The organism is Pontibacillus chungwhensis BH030062 (assembly GCF_000770675.1).
Classification (GTDB): Bacteria; Bacillota; Bacilli; order Bacillales; family BH030062; genus Pontibacillus; species Pontibacillus chungwhensis.
In genome coordinates this window covers 355300-373187 of sequence record NZ_AVBG01000003.1, presented here as the reverse complement: position 1 = coordinate 373187, position 17888 = coordinate 355300, and the positions used below count along the sequence as shown (strand labels likewise).

The following is a 17888-nucleotide window of genomic DNA, read 5'->3' as shown; positions in this document are numbered from 1 at the left end:
GAGTACCGGTGTCCAAGGCTCATTGGTTACTCTCCTCGTACTCAATCGTATCCATTATATAGCGAGCATCCCTCTCATCCATTCGGTAAAATGCTACCTCATCCCAACTCTCCCCGCGTCGCTCTCCTACAATCGCCCCATCAGTCGAAAACCAAATCCTGGCATTGATTAAGATAACAGATTGCTTCGGGCTTCCTACACTCATATAAAGGTCAGGCTCTTCTACATTCACATTAGCACTTTCTATCTTTTCCTTATGTAAGTACGTCATCATCAAATTATCCACGATTGTCTGATTCTCCACATCTGTAAACACATGGGGATAATCCACTCGATTCGCTTGCTCGCTGTGTTGGTAGCCAAATCGAATCTCTCTTGAAACCTCATTGTGAGTAATGGTTCCAACTACATAGCCGCTCAGGGATAGAACAATACAAACGGTTATTGCCCCAATTAAAAGAATCGATTTCTTCAAGCTTATCCCCCATTTTCCATTTCATTTAAAACCTAATTTTTAAATAGTAGTTTATGAAAGACGTAGAAAGAAGTGGTTCCATAAATCACATAATCTCCCCTCATTATGAAATAAATCTTACTATTAATCAAAATAATCTTTTCTAAATAAAGGAATTGAAGGTGACTTTAACGTAAATGGTAAAATAGGTATAATCAGAAAGTTCGAACAAATGTCGAAGGAGGAGAAAGCAGGGAAGGAGAGTAGAGTAAACCGTTTACGGACATGTGTTGATGTTGGATCAGTTTCGTGTGAATTTAACATACCTTGAGGAGGAAACGAAATGAATGGATCTGAACTGTTAGCCATGCAAGCGCGTAGAAGCCCCCATCAGGAAGCGATTGTGTCAAATGGAAACCGGGTGACGTATGAGGAATGGAATCACTCTGTCAATCAGCTAGCCAATGGACTTGCCACTTTAGGAGTAGGAAAAGGGGAGAAGGTTGTTCTTCATATGCCCAACACAGAAGAGTTTCTGTATACGTACTTCGCCGTGCAACGACTCGATGCTGTGGTTGTGCCGATTAACGCCAAGCTCGTTTATGATGAAATCCTTTATATTGTCGAGCACAGTGATGCAAAAGCTTTTCTCACACACGATCTACTTTTCCCTCAAGTAGCACCGCTCGCTGATTCCAATCTTATTTGTTTGAAGACAGGTGGCGCAGAAGACGGATGGCGCTCGATTGAAGCTCTCATGAAAGCTTCACCTGATACACCTAGAACCTCAACGACAACAGAAGATGATGAAGTTGCCCTTCTTTATACATCAGGTACTACCGGAAAGCCTAAAGGCGTTTTGTTTACGAACCGAAATATCCAAACCGTTGCCACTATGATGGCGATTGAAATGAAAATGGAGCCCGATAGCCGCGTGCTCCACATGATGCCACTTAGCCACTCTGCCCCTCTCCACTTATTTATGATGTCGACGACCTACGTCGGAGCTACTCACATCTTGGCACCAACCTTCAGCCCGGAATTACTACTTGATCTTGTTTCAAAAGAACACGTCACACACTTCTTCGGCGCTCCAGTTGCTTATCTGTTAACCGCTAAACATCCAAACGTAAAAGATTACGACTTAAGCTCCATGCAATATTGGGTATACGGAGGAGCACCGCTTGGCACGGAGGAAGTGGAGTTTGTGAAAGAACAGTTCCAGACCGATCGCCTCATGTGCGTGTACGGATTAACCGAAGCGGGACCTAATGGCACGCTTTTGTTACCGGAAGAACATAAAGGCAAATCAGGTAGCATTGGAAGAAGACCGGCCTTAAATAGTGAAATCGAACTTGTTGATGAAAACGGAGAGCCAGCTCGACCTGGTGAAGTCGGCGAGATTGTGCTTAAAGGCAAAGGTGTTATGAAAGGATACTATAAAGATCCAGAGAAGACGCACGAAGTTCTCCGTAATGGATGGCTTTACACAGGCGACGTTGGGAAGCGTGATGAAGATGGATTCTTCTGGGTCATCGATCGGAAGAAGGATATTATTATATCCGGTGGTGTGAACATTTTTCCTAAAGAGATTGAAGAAGTACTCCAGGCTCATCCTTCTGTTGCAGAAGTTGCGGTCGTTGGGATTCCACATCCGGACTGGGGTGAAACGGTGAAAGCTTTTGTTGTACCGCAAAATGGTATTGAACCTTCACCACAAGAACTTTCTTCTTTCCTAGAAGGTAAGGTTGCCGGTTATAAAATTCCTCGAGTTTATGAAAATTTGGAAGCGCTACCGCGGAATGCGACAGGCAAGCTGCTGAAGCATCAGTTGCGGCAAGCGGAAGCCGTGAAGGAGGTATAAGATGAACTATTTTCGTGAAGATCCGAATTTATCGTTTATTCTTGATCAGTATTTAGATGATGAGTTTGCTGAGTGGGCGAAGCGGGAGCTTGATGAATACGGCGAGCTTTGTGGAACTGAAATTGATGAGCGCGCAGCTCACACCGACCGGGAAGGGCAACCGAAGTTAATCAAATACGACAAAATGGGGAATGACATTTCTTATGTGTGGGTGAACGACGGATATAAGAAGACCATTCAGCAGACGTATGACCGTGGAATCGTAGGATATGTGCATAAGCCTATCCCCGAGCTAGGACAAAAGGGCAATTACATCTATTCGTATGCGCAAGGGTATCTACTTTCTCAAACAGAGCCTGGATTTTACTGTCCGGTTACGTTAACAATGGCAACCGCCTACTTGATCGATCATTATGCCGGCGATGAATTGAAGAAGAAATACTTGCCTCACGTACTCTCAACAGGGGAGGTGGAGTTGTATGAAGGCGCAACGTTTCTGACGGAGCGGCAAGGAGGTTCAGATGTCGGAGCGAATGAAACAAAAGCGATTAAAGACGGAAAGGTGTACCGGCTTACGGGTGAGAAATATTTTGCCAGTAATGCAGGCATGTGCGGTGTGGCCATGGTGCTCGCGAGAAGAGAGGGAGATGGCGATGGATCTAAGGGACTTAGCTTATTCCTCGTTCCTTGGAAAGACGGCGAGCAAACAGCAGAAGGCATAACCATTCGTCGTTTAAAAGATAAACTAGGCGTCCGCGCCGTGCCATCAGCTGAGGTGGAGTTTAAAGGAGTGAAAGCCTATCTCGTAGGTGAACCGGAGCGTGGTATCTATTACATGATGGAAGCTTTAAATCTGTCACGCGTCTGTAATGCCGTTGCTTCCATCGGGATTATGCAGCGAGCTTATCTTGAGGCGAAACAATACGCCTACGACCGGATTACATTCGGAAGTCCATTGAAAGACTTTCCGATGGTTCGGGATACACTAGTCTCATTAAAAGCTAAGCAAGAAGTCGAAACGAGCAGCGTCTTTAAGCTGATCTCCCTGTTTGACAACATTGCCAACGAGCCTGAGAAAGCTTCCAAGCGAGGCATCGCTTTTGAGCGCCTGCTGATCGCCATCTTGAAAAAAGAAACCGCAGAACAAGCGATTCACTTCTGTCACGAAAGCATCGAAATGCACGGGGGTAATGGTTATATCGAAGACTTCGTCATGCCTCGCCTTCTTAGGGACGCCCAAGTGCTTACCGTTTGGGAAGGAACAGCCAATATTCTCGGGCTTGAGGTGCTAAAGCTAATGAAGAAATTCCAGGTCCATGAGTTATTCATAGAAGAGATGAAGATTTCTTTAGATGCTTTACCAGCCAACCTTCAATCTGAACGAGCACTGGTCTATGAAAAAATAGATGAGCTAGAACAAGAGATTAACCAACTCACTTCATGTAGTGAAGAAGAGAAGACATTTTATGCGAAGCATCTCGCGGAGAAAATGGCTGCGATTTTTGAGAGTGTGGTGGCTCTTGAAGATGCAGTCAAAGGAGGAGCGCGAAAGACAGCCGTTGCTGAAGTGTTCTTGCAGAAGACCTGGAAGAAAGATGAGTTGGACATAGGACGAAAATCTTTGACCTACTTTAATGTGATTGTAGAAGGAAAAGAGTCAGAGGTGGGAGTGAAATAGAAATGGGATGGAGGGACAGGTCCCTTGTCCCGTTTCTTGGAATCTGAACTGAGGCTACACTTATTTTTAACTTAGGTAAGGGATAACAAAGCGGACAAGATGCTTAAGCATTTTGTCCGTTTTTATATATGGTGGGTAAAACGTTTTATTTTGCGACTCGAAGATACGGTGAACTTGTCCCTACGTCTCGGAAATTGAAGAGGAATTTAAAGGTATGCCATTTATAGACTGTTGAAGTATGATATTATTTTATGTAGTGTAATTAAATTGGAGCATGCATATGCGAACCGGCTTACGAATACAGTTAGAGATGGTTAGAATTGAATATGATTGTGAACAAAGAAAAAGTATGTTCATAATATAAACTAGACGAATGAAACAAAAGGATTGAATAGATATGACAAAAATGAAATGGTACGATGATCTTTCAAAGTTAATTAACGTGAACCATGTAAAAAAAGATGAACCGCTAAGAACCTACACATTCACCAATACTGGCGGAGAAGCGGATATTTTGGTTTCTCCTGAGACTAACAATGAGGCAGGAGAAGTATTAGCCTATTGCTACGAAAACGAAGTGCCCGTAACGTTCCTTGGGAATGGCTCGAACATGATTATTAAAGATGGTGGCATTAGAGGTGTCGTTCTTTTCTTAGGGAAGATGAAGGACATCAGTCATAATGGAAACAAAATAACAGCTCAAGCTGGTGCTAAGATTATTGATGTTTCTAGATATGCTCTAGAGAAAAAGCTAACGGGATTGGAATTTGCATGCGGAATCCCTGGCACAACAGGCGGAGCCCTCTATATGAACGCAGGTGCATACGGTGGCGAGGTCTCCGATGTGCTTGAAAGCGCGGTCGTCGTGACGGATAAAGGGGAACTTCTAGCCGTAAGTGCTGAAGATCTTGGGTTAGGATATCGAACTAGTAACATTCCGGATCGGAACTTACTCGTATTAGAAGCTACCTTCGCTTTACAAGAAGGTGAGTATGATGTCATTAAGGAAAAGATGGATGATTTAACATTCAAACGTGAATCGAAGCAGCCTTTAGAATTCCCTTCTTGCGGGAGCGTCTTTAAAAGGCCTCCAGGCTATTTTGCTGGGAAGTTAATTCAAGACAGTGACTTACAGGGCGTTCAAATTGGTGGCGTCATGGTTTCGACGAAGCACGCTGGATTTATGGTGAACGTTGGTGGAGGAACGGCAACGGATTATGTGAATTTAATCAAACACGTTCAGAAAACCGTTAAAGAGAAGTTCGGTGTAGACCTTGAAACAGAAGTTAGAATTATAGGTGAAGATTAAAAGGTAAAGAGCCACGTGCTCTTTACCTTTTTTCTATTACCTTAATCCCTCATTGATCCAGCTTCATGTGAAGTCATGTCTCCGATCCCGGCGTCTAGATCCTTCTGAATGTCTTGTTTAACTTTCTCGGGATCTGTACCAGCGACGCCTTTTTTTATTTGGGATTTTGTATTTCCTTTAGATGATTTGTTTGGTTTCATATAATCTGTCCCTTCTTAAGTTGCTCCCTTTTATTGTTGAACCAAAGTTGACTCCGTATGCATAAAGGGGTTATTTGGTAAATGAAACGATACCTAAAAAACTTAAGGTAAGAAATAATTTCCACTTCCCCAGTTCCATGCCACCACCCTTTATGATAAACTAGTGAAAATTTACCAAAAGGGGGAGGGCCTAATGAAACCACATCTAAAACTAGTAGAACCATCAATCGAATTGCAATCAGCCTATCAATCTTACTACAACGAATGGGTGGAAAGCGGAGAGAACATGATCCCATTCGTTCTTCAAAAGGACCCAACAGACTTTGAAGCGATGCTTCTGTATTTACAAAATAACTCTAAAGGCATTGGGCAGCCTGAGGGATGGCCCCTGACTCCACTTTTTGGCTGACGAGTGAGGACGACCGAATACTAGGGATCGTAAATATTCGTCACGGGTTAACGGAATTTTTAAGGAAGAGTGGAGGCCACATTGGTTACGGCATCCGTCCGTCTGAACGTCGTAAAGGATATGCCACAGCTATCCTTCAACTGGCGCTCGAAAAAGCGAAAGAAATTGGTATACAAGAAGCATTGGTTGTATGCGATGCGGATAATGAAGGATCTATGAAAACGATCTTGAATAACGGAGGCATCCAAGACACGGATCACATCGAGGAGAATGGAAATGTCGTGAAGCGGTTTTGGATTGGGTTATAAAGGATGCCTTGCCATCTAGATCACTAAAGGAGGCATACATATGAATTTTCGTGAATTTGGACTAATCGTTTTTACCGAGAACTACGAAGAATGCATAACCTTTTACAAAGATATCCTTAAGCTGCCTGTAAGAAATGTAAAAAGTACACTTGTTTCTTTTGACCTCCCGCACGGCTATTTAATGGTCGAACAAGGCGGGGTTGGAAGTGATGAGGCAAAGGACAGGCATCAAAACCCAACTGTAATCCGATTTGATGTGCAAGACTTGGACAGGGAAGTACATCAGCTAGAGAGTCGTGGAGCTACTTTTAAAGAGAGAGGGCTTGAGTTTGATTGGGGAACGATTGCTGTTTTATCAGATCCTGATGGGAACCGGATCGAGCTTGGAGAGTTGAATGATTCTAGTGCTTCTGTTCGATCATAGCTTAACAGGGTATAAGAAAAGGGGGAGGGGTTTCCTATTTTCTTTAAAAATCGATTGAAACGATTGGATGTTTATTCCGTAGATACTATAAAGGAGGGTCCGAAGCATGACATTTCTTTGGATAGGTCTCGGTTTACTCGTGCTTCTAATGATCGTTTACTTTTTTCAGGTACGATGGGAAGTAAAAGATGATGTATTAGAAGTGAAGCACCTTTTCTCTCGTGTAACCATTCCTCTAAATGAAATTATTAAGGTAGAAGAATCGGAATACTTTGCGGGTCCAGGGGATGCTACAGTAATTGGTATACCAGGTCGAATCAACGACAGGATCGTGCTCACAACCAAATCTGAGAAGTATCTGCTGGCTCTTAACGGTTATGGGAAATTTGTAAGAGATTTAGAGCGAGCGAATTCTGATATACAATTTAATGTTTAATAAACAAAGGGACATGAGCAAACGAGGCTCATGTCCTTTTATAGTAGAAAATTTCATTATTTTTTGGCTAGATCATTGATTAGCAGTTGTAATAGCAGCAAGCGCCAACAATGATTAACAGGATGAACAACACAACAATTAATACAAACGTGTTGTCGTTACGGCAAGGCATCATTCCGTAAGAAGGTCCCATGTAAGCAGGGGCCACATTCGCAGGAGCATTTACATTTGCAGGTGCGTTAACATTAGCATACATATTCATTCTTCCTTTCAGACTAGTTATTTGTCACTACAGTATACGCACCTATTCAAATTTCGAGCCCGTCAACCTCAAAAATGGGTACATGTCACGGTTTCGATCATGATTTGCGACTTCCTTTAGAGAGATAGTAAATATGTTGAATGAGTGAGATGGATATTTTGTTATGGTGAATGGATAACAATGGGGCAGAAGGCACCAAACTTCTATATGTATTGGAGTAAGGCATGAAGCGGTCAACAAGTAATCGTGTGACAGAGCTTGTTAAATAAGCCGATCGTTGACTCCCTTCATATCTCTTACTATTTAGGAATTCAATCATTCCTTCAGTCGTTACGATGTTAATACCATGCCCAAAAAACTTTCCACCGCCCATCGCGACTGCATTTTCTCCTCTATAATTTGCGTTTTCACGGTCATAGTCCGGGTTATTAAAATAAACAACATCCCCAGGCAAGAAATCATTCGCATAATACGTATATGTCCCAAGGTCAGGATCCGTATTCCAACTGTATAGGTAAAGGTTCTGGAATAGCCGATTAAATGAAGATGCCCCAATACTTTTCATAACAGCATGATAAAATACTATGACGCAAGCAGTCGCGCATTCATAAGCATAAAGAGAGCTATTGTTGTAGATATCTTGAATGGCGTCAGAAGGAAGGACATTGGACTTAATTAAGAATCCTCCGGCCGGAGTCAAATACCAGTAATCAGGGTTACAGGTAGCCGAACGAAACCCTCGAAACGTAGCTTCCCCTTCGCTCATCTCTTCTGCACTTTCTATTGTGTTTTTACGAACTTTTAGATCAAATAGCAATTCATTCATGGAAGAATAGGAGTATAACTCACTAGAATTCTGCATTCCCTTTATAATTTCATCATCCAAAGGACCCGTGTTCACTGGAGGGTTGGATGGATATGGACTTCCTGATACTTGTAGCAAGAAGATTCCCCATTTCGTGCGAGTATTTTTTATTAATTCTATTCGGAAGATGGGGGGAAGATGTTTTTTCTATACATTTCAATAAAGGCAGGAGGGGATCATGTTAGGTCGAGGTTAGCTTTATCTACAAATCGATAAGTTTGTTTTACTTTCTATTTAGATAGGAACTATTTCCATTTGAATTCGTATGTATTGTAAAAGGTATGGAGCGAACTATTTATTGGAGTGTTTTCTACAGTGATGGAAATAGAGGGAAATTTAGACGGGGTGTGATTGGAATCGAATGGGATTTAGATAAAGTTAAGCGAATGAAAAAGAAGCTATTAATTCAGTCAAATCTAGTCATGTTACTTATCTTTCTGATGTTCGTCTTTTTGTTCCTTTATTCGAATCAAGCAGGGTCAGCTTTTGTTCTTTTGCTTGGTTTTTGTCTACTTTCTTGGGGAATAGCGGTTAATTCCCTTTACACCTTTATGACAGGGAGGCCTCTAGGAACAAAAACAGCTCGCTACGTTATAGCTTTTGACAAAGATCGTAAAGGAGAAAGAAAGTGGGTTCGACAAAAGGGTATTGAAGCGATCGTCGCAACGGTTTTGAGTATTGGGGTTACGTTGTGTTTGTCTGTGTTGGAATTGGACTCTGTAACAAACGACTCTTTCATCTCACTTCTTCCTTTTTTGGGGCCTTGGATCGGATTTAATATAGGCGAGCTTCATAGAATCAAGAATTTATAAGGAATGATGAAGCGGGGGAGAAAATGTAGGATTCAGATTGGAATTTATCTTAGGGAGAGGGGAGCGATATGAAGAACCGGGGAGTGCATAAAGTGAAAAAGTGAGAAAATGAAACCGTACAAAACCAAAAGCAGCCTATCTCTAGGCTGCTTCTCTACATATAACCCCTTTACGGTAACTGAGGGTTACTATTTTTGGCTTCTTGTAATTTTGGTTTACGATATCCGCCAGCAATGTCGGCTTTCTTAAATTCTTTAGAATAGATTACTTCTTTTGCTGCTGATGTATCGTTTTCTCCTCCGACAGGCTGGTATTGTGATCTCTTATACATTGATCTCATCCTTTCTGTTGGAATTTGTTGTACAGTTATAGGTTTCCCAGTGTGCATGGGTGTAAAACATAAGATTTTGTTTTTAAGAGAAAAAGTTCCCCGTTTTAGGATTTTGTTTTTACCATGGGAGAAGTAACAACAACACGAGAAATATAATAGGAAATACAACGCTTGAAATGATAAGAGTTTGTTTTGGCTTCTTATAAAGGTTCCGAATGTATAATGGAATGCCAAATGTCAGCACATCGAATACTGCCCAGCCTATGTTCTTTTTATTATTGTGCATACCCATCCATGCTCCTTATAAATTCCATATATTCGCCCACAGCTTAAAGAAATATGTAAGCACTTCTTTTACAATTTTAAAAGGAGTAACCACGATTCCGGTTAAAAAAGGTTTTAAGCGTCCTTCTGGCTTAGGTTCAAGACCTTCTCTCATTTTCCACCCTTTCCTCTGTGTTTGCTTACATTCTAACGTCATAATATCGCTTCACAAGAGGTCGAACCATGATTCTTATAATTAGTAAAGAGAAGAGTAGGGTTTGAGCTACTGTAGATAATTTTAAGTAAACGGATAGGAGGGCGGCGATGACAATAAAGGCATCCATAATTAAATTCACAGCCTCGCCTGACTTTGCATGGATTAGTACATTTCGTTCATCGTTTTTCTCAATCTCACTTCGTTTCTCCCCATTAGCCGTTGTTGTGTCACGTCTATTTCTTATGTACACTTCTATCGAAATTCCTGCTAATGCAAGGCCTAACCCAGCAACTCCAAATGGCAGGTCCTCAACTAGCCCATAAATAAATGTTCCTATACCAGTTGTTGCTAACACAATCATAACGATTACATTTCGTACTCTACTATTCATTGTCATCATCCTCTTCAAAAGTAAATAGATCTTCAATACGCACATTGAATATCTTCGCAATCTTATAAGCTAGAAGAACAGAAGGATTGTATCGCCCCTTTTCTAATGAAATAATTGTTCTTGAAGAAACGGAAACTAAATCTGCTAATTCTTGTTGAGTTATGTTGGCTTCTTTCCTAAGACTTCTAATATGGTTTTTCAAACAGTATCACCCTACACAATATGAAGTATATTTCACGTGAAGTTTGTTTCATGTGAAGTTAACTTCATAATATAGTAGTTGGTATTTTTAGTCAATCTTGCTTTGGAAAAATTTATTAAGTTAATCGAGCGACTGGTTTTGGTCTTCTTTAAAAGAACGGAATTTGGGGAATCTAACCTGTAAAGAAAAAGCGGCGTTGGAGGGATGAATGTGGAAAAACAGTTATATCGCGGACTTATTCGTTTATTTAACAACAAAGTAATTGGAAGATTCCTTCAAAAAGCAAGTCAAACTTCTGTAAGCAAATGGTTTATCCCAATCTATGCAAAATGGTTTAAAATTAATGAAGAAGAAATAGAGAAGCACCGTAAAGAATTTACTTCTTTAGAAGATTTCTTTATTAGGAAATTAAAAGCGGATGCCAGGCTTGTTAATGGGAACGAGAACGAATTTGTTAGTCCAGTAGATGCACGGATAGAGCAATTTGGACAAGTAATGGATTCATGTATTAAAGTGAAAGGCCTTACCTATTCTATAGAAGATTTGCTAAAAGACCACGATATGAGCGCACGATACAAGGATGGGCTATTTGTTGTCTTGTACCTTAGCCCGGCTGATTACCATCGCATTCATGCTCCTGCTGATGCCGTAGTTATAAAGCAATACGATCTTGGTGGGAAGTCGACTCCTGTAAACAAACTTGGACTCACATTAGGGAGATCTCCCCTTTCGACAAACTATAGGATCGTTTCTGAACTAAAACAAGAAGACGGAACTTGGCTTGCGATTGTGAAAGTTGGTGCGATGTGGATCAACACAATTGAACTCACTCATCCTTCTTCTAACGTTAAGAAAGGGGAAGAAGTAGGCTATTTCTCCTTTGGTTCAACGATTGTTTTATTATTTGAAAAGGATAAGGTCGAGCTTCATCCTGCTTTGAAACGATCCTCTTCTATACGAGTGGGAGAACCATTAGCTGTTAAGAAGGACTAGATCGGCTAACAAATTGTTAATGACCGGAAGGCACGCTTCAATACAATGGTTAAATATGTTAATGTAGAAATAATTAAACAAAATAGGTGGGAGTGTTCTCGGATGAATTCATGGCTGATTCTTTTAGTACTGGTCAGCATAGCGTCGGTTTTAATAGTGAGTACCTTTCGCATGTTTCAGCGTTATGAAAAGATGAAGATTGTGGCGGGTATCATCCTTAGTTGCACGTTGCCAGTAGCTTACCTACTATCCATGATTAGTGGTCTGGAATTTGCAAAAATACTTGGAGTTTTAGTCACAGTGGTCATGATTTTAGAAGTAATGGCTTATATGGTAGTGCCAATGATAAAGAATAGGTAAATGCAAAATGCAAAGATACCAGTAGTATCAACTAGGCGGAGCATACTCATAGCTTTATAGAGCTGTGAATACGCTCCTTTATTTTTCTCAAATAATTAGTCCATAAATAGAAAGGGCCCAAACCTTGGAGGGTGTTATATTGGATAAATGGCTGAAGATTATGTTGATCTTTTTCTTGTTCATCGTTCTGCCGACTTTCTTGTTTTATATACCCGGAATTCATTTCCCTCCTTATACGTATACCCTTTCTGAAGGAACGGGGAATTTGACGGTAGAGCATATCTTTAATGAAGAGAAAACGTATGTGTTAAAGGGGGAGGAAAATAGAATTCTTAGTATGAAGGTCATGGTGAATATAAGTGAGAGTCGTAATCTAATTAAGATGCTCTTTTCATTTAGTATTCTCATGTTTAATATTCTATGGATTCTCTATTTATCATTGAGGAATAGTCGCTATTTTAAAATGGCGATGTATCTGTAGGGGGCAGTGGCGTTATTTTTGCTAGGATTTGTGGTCGTTCAGAATGTTGAAGTCTATCAAACTTTTGCGCCTCTACGTGAAGAGATTCGAGCTATCAGTGGTGATCGTTAAACAAAGAGGGGAATATGTATGCGAAGTATAGCAATAGGTAGTGAACTACATTTGTGTGAGATCGCTAACAGCTGCCTAGTACATTTAATGCTTATTTCTAATCATTCGGATTATATCGAAAATTCCTATAGATCCACAAATTAAAATCCCTAACACTAGTATACATGACAGAATCCAGTTATCTCCCCATGTTATAATAGCAGTACATAAGCAACTCAAAGCAATAACTAGCGCTCCATATACCTCTGTTTTCATCTTTATAGATCCATCATGACTCATAAAATCCTCCTTTTGCATACCACCGAATTGTACATTCTTTAAACCTAATTATACCAGAAAGGAAAGATAGATGATGACGAAACATAAAATCTATACAATGAGTTTCGCAAGTGTTTACCCCCACTATGTTAAGAAAGCAGAGAAAAAGGGACGCACGAAATCAGAAGTGGATGAGATCATCCGGTGGCTAACCGGTTATGACCAGGAAGGATTAGAAACTCAACTACAAAAAGAGACAGACTTTGAAACCTTCTTTGAAGAAGCCCCCGGGCTCAATCCTTCCCGCACCATGATTAAAGGTGTAATCTGTGGTGTGCGTGTGGAAGATATTGAAGAACCAACGATGCAGGAAATTCGCTATTTGGATAAGCTGATTGATGAGTTAGCGAAGGGGAAAGCGATGGAGAAGATTTTGCGTAAATGATTCATGTAACAGGGGACAATCAGACTATCTATAACCATATGCCCCTTATTCCTGCTTAGGTGTAGTAAAGGGTTCAATCCGTATTCTTGTGTAATCTTATAACATTTGCGCTAACTGGATATTATTGTTAAAATATTCTGTAATGGATCAAATTTTGGAAGTGAAGGAGGGTCCCCGTATGGTTTGGTTAATCATCATTCTCAGTCTTCTCGGTTTCGGAGCACTGGTTGATTATATTGCCAAGAAGAGAAGCCTGAATGTAGGATCAGATGATGGGATCAAAAACGCCTCGTACTCCGAACAAGTTTATGTAGAAAGTGGATTGCATCAGATGAAGCACGGCAATGATACTGACGGTCCTATTTAGAATGAAAAAATCCATTCACATAGTTGAAGAAAGACCAAACCATAGCGATTTGGTCTTTTTATTATTGTGGAATAAGGTGCCGGGTCTTTTGTCTCAGTTATTCTACATATTTCCTTCATTTATAAGTCGCTTTCATTTATCTTCCAACTAACCCATCCAGGTTGTTCTAATAACTTGAACATTAGCTCATAACTATCCGCTTCCTCTACATCAAAAGCAATCTCACCGTTTAGTGAACCTCCTGGAGGCAATTCGCCTTCAGCCTCTCCATCCGTCTGAGGAGAAACAGTATGTTTTTGTTTATCCCCTTCGTCATTATACATATCGAAATTCATTAACACGGAAACATGTTTTACTTTATCGCCAGTGTTTTCAATGGTTATATCCGCAATAATAAATTTATCGTTTTCAGGCTCCATTGCACCTTTACTAGTTTCTCTGACGCTATGTAATGTGAGTTTTAGATCGCCTTGTTTTATAGTTTCCCCTTTGTAAGTCGTTTCGCTAGTATTCTTACTGCTGTTAGTATCATTTTGTATACTCTTATAAACCTTTTCTTCACTGGAGTTTTTTGCTTCACTCTGAGCACAAGCTCCTATAATAACAACTGTGATCGTTAGAGAAATGATCAGCCAAATCTTCTTTTTCTTCATATTAATCTTCTTCTCTCCCGTCCCTTAGAAAAATATATATGTGTAAACATAGCCGAAAGCAACCAACCCCCCCAAGGTGACAATCATCCAAACCGGTGATAAATACACCAACGTAAAAACAATCGTTATAAACGTTATGAAAGGACCACCTATAAAAAGAATGCTTTTCTTCGAGGATAAATTCAGATCCTTCTCTCTCCATCTATACATCTTGAAATAAGAACTGCTTTGGAAATGCATCCATAAACTCTTCGCAATGCTAACAAAGGCAAACAACGAGAATGCCCAAAGGAATAGACTGAGCCACACACTGTCTACAATCACTAAGAAAACAGTTAGTAAGACGCATAACTGAATCAATGTCAGGACCATGCCTCCGTCTCGGATCACCGTTTTGATAAACGTTTCAGTTAATACATTGTGCGGGGATCGGTTTTTAAACAGAGGCTTTTTGAGCAGCACAACCTTCTTAGTAGGCTTTAAGGTCACAAGTTTTGCCTGGCCGTTTTGCCACAATAGAAGCTTGGTCCATTTGTGATTCACTGCTACATCGTAAGCGACTAAAGAAAAGAATTTACGCCCTCTAAAGATCGCCTGTTTGTAGATAAGAATAAACAGAAGAATGGCTAAAAAGAGTAGTGCTAGAATCATTCCTCTTAAAGATAAGTTTAAATAGACCTTCCATAAAGATAGGTAACCTAGCAATAGTAGACTGTAGGATAGGAGTGTATAAACAAGTGATACCCCATTAATCTTTAGCACTTTTCTAACCATGACAAAGACCATGTTCGAGACTAGTACATATCCTCCTAAACCGATTATTCCCATCGTAGAAAAGCCATGCCCCATTTTAAACACAGGTAGAAAGATCACCATCATAAGACTAGTGAATATCGTTATCATAAACGTCGTGTAGAATAGGCCAAGAATTGACCCTCTTTTTAAAATGGCTTTGTTTTGGACTAAGAACAGTTGATCTCCAGTATGTATAAATGATTTGAGGTCATATAAAAAGGAAGAGAGAAAAATAATCAACAGAACGACTTCAATTGGCAGTTGAGCTAAATATTCAGGCGTATCACTCCATAAAGACCTATAGTAGGCAGTGAAGATCGCAAGGGCTGGTACGAGTATGTACAATACGACTATCCAATCTACGACAGATCTTATCGTCTCCCACAAATTACGGTAGTGTAATCGTAACCTTGATAAAAATAAGCTTCTAGCTTTGATCATGAGAACTCTCCAGTATTTCATAAAAACAATCGAGTAAGGATGTGCCTTCTGGTTTGTTAGCGTACGAATTGATCGTCTTCATATCCCCTTGTGTAATAACTGTCCCTTGAGCCATAAGAATAAATCGATCGCACAGTTTCTCAGCACTGTCTAAAACGTGCGTAGACATAAGAATCGCAGCGCCATCGTTTCTTTCTGAGTTCAGTAGGGAAATCAAATTCTTCGTTGCGATCGGGTCTAATCCAATAAACGGCTCATCGATTATGTAGATATCTGGTTTCACCATGGCTCCTAAAACGATTAACGCTTTTTGCTTCATTCCTTTTGAAAAATGAATAGGGAGCAGGTTTGTAACCATGCTAAGTTGGAACGTTTCTAGCAATCTATAAGCATTCTCTTTCCAGGCGGATTCAGGCATGTGATGAGAAGCTGCGGCAAACTCCAGATGCTCCCATAATGTCAAATTTTCATAAAGGATCGGCTCTTCTGGAATGTAGGAAATTTTACTATCATCAGGAGAGGTGATCTCCCCCTTACATTCATCCATCACACCTAAAATCGTTTTGATTGTCGTACTCTTACCTGCGCCATTAGGGCCCGTTAATCCGACGATTTCTCCTTGGCTTATTTCAAAGTGAACATCTTTTATGTATAGGTTGTTCTTGTTATATCCTGCTCTTTGAATATGGACCGAAAGCAAATCTTCGCACCTCTTTCATCATTGCGTATAGTAAAGTCTACCAAGAGTATAGCAAAGGATAGGGATTTTACATAATGTTACAAAGTATTAGGGGGTGTCTGTTGCAGGGGGCTAATGATTTTGAAATAATTGGCATATGAGGGGCTTTGGATAAATAAACAGCTTGAATCCATAAGGGTGATGAGATAAATTAACGTCTATTAATCATGACTCCACTATTCTGTTTACTTTTGTGCAGGCCAAAGGCGGATCGGCTGAGTCCTTATCCGCCTCAATAAAAGGTAATAAGAGGAAAGTACCATCACTTAATACCTTTGAATGCAGTGGGCGAGGATCTCATATATCTTTAATTTCTACATTTCTATGGAGGGATTGGTTGAGTAAAAATAAAAAACGTATAGTGTATGTTGTGTTTACGAGTCTTATATTAATAGGTCTCGTGTTGGTAGCTAATCGACTTTTTTCATATCATGAATTGTTGCAAAGAAGTTATACGGAGGAAGTTGAGAAAAACTTTGAATCGATTCACCGTTATGAGAAGTTTTTATCTGAAGCTTCGGAAGGGAGGAAAACGGAAGAAGAACTCATTGTAGCGAGTTGGAAATTACAAAGGATTGAAAGTGATCTACTAAATCAATTCGATCATCTTATTGAGTCTGGATTATATGAGGATCAATATAACATGGGGTTGGACAGTGCGTCTGATAAATTAGATGCAATTTCAAAAACTTTACGAGATGCAGCGTCTTATCAAGCCGATTATCTTCCAACTGAAATTAGTGAAGAGTTAAAAAGTGAGAGTACTTATCTATCTGCCATTATGTCAGAGCTTCACTACGATGACCTGAAGATTCATGAAATTAAAGTTCTGTTTCAAGCTTTTGAAAGTGAAATGTTCGAGCCCGCAGATTGGCAATATAACGAAAATCGATAATGCGCGGACAAGGAACTAGTGGACAATACCCTAAATAACGTCACAAGTTGGGTATTAGCGAACTTTTTATCTTAAGGGTGAGGGTATGAAACGAAATCTAGTCACCATCCTCATAGTGGTTCTATTCATATTGGGTGGTTGTAATCAAGAAGATCAAGACTTTACTGGGCCTCCCACTATTGAAGGGCACCTTGTGGAGATAGAAGATACTCAAGTATTAGTGGTGAATGGAATTACAAAGGAACAAGCGATCAGTATGAGTGGGGACGAGCTTTTACAGTCTACTGATGAAAAGTACGAGGCTCACATATTCCAAAGGGACAGTTGGTTTGATGATTTTTCAGAGTATGAGGTTGGACAAGTAGTGAGAGTGTGGGGGAAAGGTGGGGCGAACGAGTCTTATCCACCGCAATCTACTTTGGGGGAGATTGAAGTTGTTGATTAAGGAAGCGGTTTGGTTTGGCGTCCTCATCTCCCTGTCTAAGGAGGAGGAAGGATGTCAGAAGCTACTATATTGGCAATAGTTGTTTTAGTTTTAATAGCAGTAAGTGCGTTCTATAACCGTTTAACAACTCTAAACTTTATTTGGGTCTTGTTGATTTTTATGTTGGAGTTCGCTGCCAATGTGTATATATCTATGAATCTAAGTCTTGTTTTTGGCAGGGATGGTTCTGGATTAGTTCTTTTCCCTGGATATGTTTTAATGGGGTTCATCCTAATTTTAATATTGAATAAAATATTTTTTCCAAACAAAGGTCAAGTGTATGTGCCGAGGAATCTATGTCATGTTATAAAAGGAGCATTCGAATGAATCAAATTGAAAGTATGCTTGATTTGAAAGATCATATTGAGCGGGAAGGAGAGGAAAAGCTACTTCAAGCAGGGGTGCAGCATAAGAAACACGCCCATCCTTAAATTCATTTA

Annotated in this window: 25 protein-coding genes and 1 pseudogene; 15 read left to right on the top strand and 11 right to left on the bottom strand. The window is 40.2% G+C overall.

The annotated features are described in order from the left end of the window. Positions 1 to 19: 19 nt before the first annotated feature. Positions 20 to 475: a hypothetical protein gene (locus tag N780_RS06605; protein ID WP_036781594.1), complete on the bottom strand. Its 456-nt coding sequence runs from the start codon at positions 473 to 475 to the stop codon at positions 20 to 22. A 322-nt stretch (positions 476 to 797) separates the two neighbouring features. On the opposite strand from N780_RS06605, the gene N780_RS06600 reads away from it, so the two are divergent. The 3 genes from N780_RS06600 (at position 798) to murB (ending at position 5305) form a co-directional block, all read left to right on the top strand. After that, on the top strand, positions 798 to 2318 hold the full coding sequence (locus N780_RS06600) for a class I adenylate-forming enzyme family protein (RefSeq protein WP_036781592.1): 1521 nt from the start codon (positions 798 to 800) through the stop codon (positions 2316 to 2318). A 1-nt stretch (position 2319) separates the two neighbouring features. Next, entirely contained in the window at positions 2320 to 3996 is a 1677-nt protein-coding gene (locus N780_RS06595; protein ID WP_036781591.1) for an acyl-CoA dehydrogenase family protein, read from the top strand. A 397-nt stretch (positions 3997 to 4393) separates the two neighbouring features. Beyond that, the gene (gene murB / locus N780_RS06590; protein ID WP_084599399.1) at positions 4394 to 5305 is read left to right on the top strand and encodes a UDP-N-acetylmuramate dehydrogenase; all 912 of its coding nucleotides are present in this window, start codon (positions 4394 to 4396) and stop codon (positions 5303 to 5305) included. 41 nt (positions 5306 to 5346) lie between these two features. Here the strand turns inward: murB and N780_RS20035 are convergent, their stop codons facing one another. Continuing rightward, positions 5347 to 5505: a hypothetical protein gene (locus tag N780_RS20035; RefSeq protein ID WP_198135835.1), complete on the bottom strand. Its 159-nt coding sequence runs from the start codon at positions 5503 to 5505 to the stop codon at positions 5347 to 5349. 193 nt (positions 5506 to 5698) lie between these two features. Here N780_RS20035 and N780_RS06585 point away from each other — a divergent pair. From N780_RS06585 to N780_RS06575, 3 genes and pseudogenes are all read left to right on the top strand, one after another. Continuing rightward, positions 5699 to 6222: pseudogene (locus N780_RS06585) on the top strand (GNAT family N-acetyltransferase). Positions 6223 to 6262: 40 nt separating this feature from the next. Further along, positions 6263 to 6646 carry a VOC family protein gene (locus N780_RS06580; protein ID WP_036781588.1) on the top strand — a complete coding sequence of 128 codons (384 nt, stop codon included), beginning with the start codon at positions 6263 to 6265 and terminating at the stop codon, positions 6644 to 6646. 106 nt (positions 6647 to 6752) lie between these two features. Then, positions 6753 to 7082 carry a SunI/YnzG family protein gene (locus tag N780_RS06575; protein ID WP_036781587.1) on the top strand — a complete coding sequence of 110 codons (330 nt, stop codon included), beginning with the start codon at positions 6753 to 6755 and terminating at the stop codon, positions 7080 to 7082. A gap of 79 nt (positions 7083 to 7161) precedes the next feature. Here N780_RS06575 and N780_RS20240 read toward each other — a convergent pair whose 3' ends face one another. Then, on the bottom strand, positions 7162 to 7338 hold the full coding sequence (locus tag N780_RS20240; protein WP_156969096.1) for a YjcZ family sporulation protein: 177 nt from the start codon (positions 7336 to 7338) through the stop codon (positions 7162 to 7164). 103 nt (positions 7339 to 7441) lie between these two features. Further along, positions 7442 to 8287 carry a protein-glutamine gamma-glutamyltransferase gene (locus N780_RS06570; protein WP_036781586.1) on the bottom strand — a complete coding sequence of 282 codons (846 nt, stop codon included), beginning with the start codon at positions 8285 to 8287 and terminating at the stop codon, positions 7442 to 7444. Positions 8288 to 8556: 269 nt separating this feature from the next. Between N780_RS06570 and N780_RS06565 the strand changes: the two genes are divergently transcribed. Continuing rightward, the gene (locus N780_RS06565; RefSeq protein ID WP_232299500.1) at positions 8557 to 9021 is read left to right on the top strand and encodes a hypothetical protein; all 465 of its coding nucleotides are present in this window, start codon (positions 8557 to 8559) and stop codon (positions 9019 to 9021) included. A gap of 169 nt (positions 9022 to 9190) precedes the next feature. Here the strand turns inward: N780_RS06565 and N780_RS19450 are convergent, their stop codons facing one another. From N780_RS19450 to N780_RS06555, 4 genes are all read right to left on the bottom strand, one after another. Continuing rightward, complete coding sequence (locus tag N780_RS19450) at positions 9191 to 9520, bottom strand: YfhE family protein (RefSeq protein WP_232299505.1); 330 nt, start codon at positions 9518 to 9520, stop codon at positions 9191 to 9193. Next, positions 9471 to 9638, bottom strand: a complete 168-nt coding sequence (locus tag N780_RS20140; protein ID WP_232299506.1) for a hypothetical protein — start codon at positions 9636 to 9638, stop codon at positions 9471 to 9473. The genes N780_RS19450 and N780_RS20140 overlap by 50 nt, the downstream gene beginning before the upstream one ends. Before the next feature lie 178 nt (positions 9639 to 9816). Further along, positions 9817 to 10224 carry a hypothetical protein gene (locus N780_RS06560; protein ID WP_036781584.1) on the bottom strand — a complete coding sequence of 136 codons (408 nt, stop codon included), beginning with the start codon at positions 10222 to 10224 and terminating at the stop codon, positions 9817 to 9819. Beyond that, a complete protein-coding gene (locus N780_RS06555) occupies positions 10217 to 10426 on the bottom strand; it encodes a helix-turn-helix transcriptional regulator (protein WP_036781582.1) in 210 nt (69 codons plus the stop codon). The genes N780_RS06560 and N780_RS06555 overlap by 8 nt, the downstream gene beginning before the upstream one ends. Before the next feature lie 210 nt (positions 10427 to 10636). On the opposite strand from N780_RS06555, the gene N780_RS06550 reads away from it, so the two are divergent. From N780_RS06550 to N780_RS06525, 5 genes are all read left to right on the top strand, one after another. Further along, positions 10637 to 11419 (top strand): phosphatidylserine decarboxylase, encoded by a 783-nt coding sequence (locus N780_RS06550; RefSeq protein WP_036781580.1) that lies wholly within the window; start codon positions 10637 to 10639, stop codon positions 11417 to 11419. Positions 11420 to 11590: 171 nt separating this feature from the next. Next, entirely contained in the window at positions 11591 to 11779 is a 189-nt protein-coding gene (locus N780_RS06545) for a hypothetical protein (protein ID WP_156969095.1), read from the top strand. Between the two features lie 139 nt (positions 11780 to 11918). Then, complete coding sequence (locus N780_RS06540) at positions 11919 to 12260, top strand: hypothetical protein (RefSeq protein ID WP_036781576.1); 342 nt, start codon at positions 11919 to 11921, stop codon at positions 12258 to 12260. Between the two features lie 463 nt (positions 12261 to 12723). Continuing rightward, the gene (locus tag N780_RS06530) at positions 12724 to 13074 is read left to right on the top strand and encodes a DUF2200 domain-containing protein (protein WP_036781571.1); all 351 of its coding nucleotides are present in this window, start codon (positions 12724 to 12726) and stop codon (positions 13072 to 13074) included. Positions 13075 to 13252: 178 nt separating this feature from the next. Continuing rightward, the gene (locus N780_RS06525) at positions 13253 to 13441 is read left to right on the top strand and encodes a hypothetical protein (RefSeq protein WP_036781568.1); all 189 of its coding nucleotides are present in this window, start codon (positions 13253 to 13255) and stop codon (positions 13439 to 13441) included. A gap of 119 nt (positions 13442 to 13560) precedes the next feature. On the opposite strand, the gene N780_RS06520 is transcribed toward N780_RS06525, so the two are convergent. From N780_RS06520 to N780_RS06510, 3 genes are read right to left on the bottom strand one after another with little or no spacing between them, the layout of a single operon-like run. Next, positions 13561 to 14094 (bottom strand): DUF4352 domain-containing protein, encoded by a 534-nt coding sequence (locus N780_RS06520; protein ID WP_036781566.1) that lies wholly within the window; start codon positions 14092 to 14094, stop codon positions 13561 to 13563. A gap of 24 nt (positions 14095 to 14118) precedes the next feature. Beyond that, on the bottom strand, positions 14119 to 15330 hold the full coding sequence (locus N780_RS06515) for an ABC transporter permease (RefSeq protein WP_036781563.1): 1212 nt from the start codon (positions 15328 to 15330) through the stop codon (positions 14119 to 14121). After that, entirely contained in the window at positions 15317 to 16030 is a 714-nt protein-coding gene (locus N780_RS06510; RefSeq protein WP_036781561.1) for an ABC transporter ATP-binding protein, read from the bottom strand. The genes N780_RS06515 and N780_RS06510 overlap by 14 nt, the downstream gene beginning before the upstream one ends. A 376-nt stretch (positions 16031 to 16406) precedes the next feature. Here N780_RS06510 and N780_RS06505 point away from each other — a divergent pair, with 376 nt between their 5' ends. The 3 genes from N780_RS06505 (at position 16407) to N780_RS06495 (ending at position 17775) form a co-directional block, all read left to right on the top strand. Then, positions 16407 to 16964, top strand: a complete 558-nt coding sequence (locus tag N780_RS06505) for a hypothetical protein (RefSeq protein WP_036781559.1) — start codon at positions 16407 to 16409, stop codon at positions 16962 to 16964. Between the two features lie 85 nt (positions 16965 to 17049). Then, a complete protein-coding gene (locus N780_RS06500; protein WP_036781557.1) occupies positions 17050 to 17409 on the top strand; it encodes a YobA family protein in 360 nt (119 codons plus the stop codon). A gap of 51 nt (positions 17410 to 17460) precedes the next feature. Further along, positions 17461 to 17775, top strand: a complete 315-nt coding sequence (locus N780_RS06495; RefSeq protein ID WP_036781554.1) for a hypothetical protein — start codon at positions 17461 to 17463, stop codon at positions 17773 to 17775. The last annotated feature ends 113 nt before the right edge of the window (positions 17776 to 17888 follow it).